The organism is Aquabacterium sp. A08, from assembly GCF_011742065.1.
The window spans coordinates 1-220 of the sequence record NZ_JAAQQT010000086.1 but is presented as its reverse complement, the minus strand read 5'-3'; the positions used below and the strand labels follow the sequence as shown (position 1 = coordinate 220).

At 75.9% G+C, this 220-nt stretch carries 1 protein-coding gene; it reads right to left on the bottom strand.

Annotated features, from left to right (window positions below; translation table 11 throughout):
• Window positions 1–220 (bottom strand): hypothetical protein (locus tag HA630_RS00495; protein ID WP_166832025.1); only part of this gene is annotated, 220 nt, incomplete at both ends.

Here is a 220-nt window from a genome sequence, read left to right as displayed (position 1 = left end):
GTCTCGGCCTGGTCCTGCACAAACTGCTCCAGCATCTGCCGGTAAAAGCCCAGCTTGCCGGTGCAGCGGCGCAGCCCCAGCGCCGCGTCCAGTCCCGCCACTTCGGGCAACTCGGCCGGGGCCGGCGCGGCCGAGGCAGCGGCCAGCGCATGCGCGCGCGGCGGCGTGTAGCCCTGGCGCGGCGGCACCCAGCGCAGCAGGGCGGCCCACAGCTGCTCCG